This is a genomic window from Nonomuraea candida (assembly GCF_000725485.1).
GTDB lineage: Bacteria > Actinomycetota > Actinomycetes > Streptosporangiales > Streptosporangiaceae > Nonomuraea > Nonomuraea candida.
Map to the genome: position 1 here is coordinate 1 of NZ_JOAG01000126.1, position 1372 is coordinate 1372.

The window sequence follows — 1372 nt, forward strand, 5'->3', positions numbered from 1 at the left end:
ACGGTGAGATGGCGCTGGGCAAGAACCTCCTGGTGGCGTTCATGCCGTGGGAGGGCCACAACTACGAAGACGCGATCATCCTGTCCCAGCGGCTGGTCCAGGACGACGTCCTGTCCTCGATCCACATCGAGGAGCACGAGGTCGACGCCCGTGACACCAAGCTGGGCCCGGAGGAGATCACCCGCGACATCCCCAACGTCTCCGAGGAGGTCCTGGCCGACCTCGACGAGCGCGGCATCATCCGCATCGGCGCCGAGGTCGTGCCCGGCGACATCCTGGTCGGCAAGGTCACCCCGAAGGGCGAGACCGAGCTGACCCCGGAGGAGCGGCTGCTGCGCGCGATCTTCGGCGAGAAGGCCCGCGAGGTCCGCGACACCTCGCTCAAGGTGCCGCACGGTGAGCAGGGCAAGGTCATCGCCGTCCGCGTGTTCAGCCGCGAGGAGGGCGACGAGCTGCCTCCCGGCGTCAACGAGCTGGTCCGCGTCTATGTGGCGCAGAAGCGTAAGATCACCGATGGTGACAAGCTGGCCGGCCGGCACGGCAACAAGGGCGTCATCTCCAAGATCCTGCCGGTCGAGGACATGCCGTTCCTGGAGGACGGCACCCCGGTCGACATCATCCTCAACCCCCTCGGTGTGCCCGGCCGGATGAACGTCGGCCAGGTGCTGGAGACCCACCTGGGCTGGATCGCGGCCCGCGGCTGGGACATCTCCGGCATCCAGGAGGCGTGGGCCGAGCGGCTGCGTGACAAGGGCTTCGAGAAGGTCGCCCCGCGCACCAACATGGCCACGCCGGTGTTCGACGGCGCGCACGAGGAGGAGATCGTCGGCCTGCTCGGCAGCACCATCCCCAACCGTGACGGCGACCGCATGGTGCAGCCGACGGGTAAGGCGCGGCTGTTCGACGGCCGCTCGGGTGAGCCGTTCCCGTACCCGATCGCGGTGGGCTACATCTACATCCTCAAGCTGCTGCACCTGGTCGACGACAAGATCCACGCGCGTTCGACCGGTCCCTACTCCATGATCACCCAGCAGCCGCTCGGCGGTAAGGCCCAGTTCGGCGGCCAGCGCTTCGGTGAGATGGAGGTGTGGGCGCTGGAGGCGTACGGCGCCGCCTACGCCCTGCAGGAGCTGCTGACCATCAAGTCCGACGACGTCCTGGGCCGGGTGAAGGTCTACGAGGCGATCGTCAAGGGCGAGAACATCCCCGAGCCGGGCATCCCCGAGTCCTTCAAGGTCCTCATCAAGGAGATGCAGTCGCTGTGCCTCAACGTCGAGGTGCTCTCCAGCGACGGCATGTCCATCGAGATGCGCGACACCGACGAGGACGTCTTCCGCGCCGCGGAGGAGCTCGGTATCGACCTGTCCCGGCG

General features: G+C 67.6%; 1 protein-coding gene. It reads left to right on the forward strand.

Annotated elements, in window-relative coordinates; all coding sequences use genetic code 11:
- A partial coding sequence (locus tag IO39_RS43325) for a DNA-directed RNA polymerase subunit beta (RefSeq protein ID WP_043637597.1) occupies positions 1–1372 on the forward strand: 1372 nt, incomplete at both ends.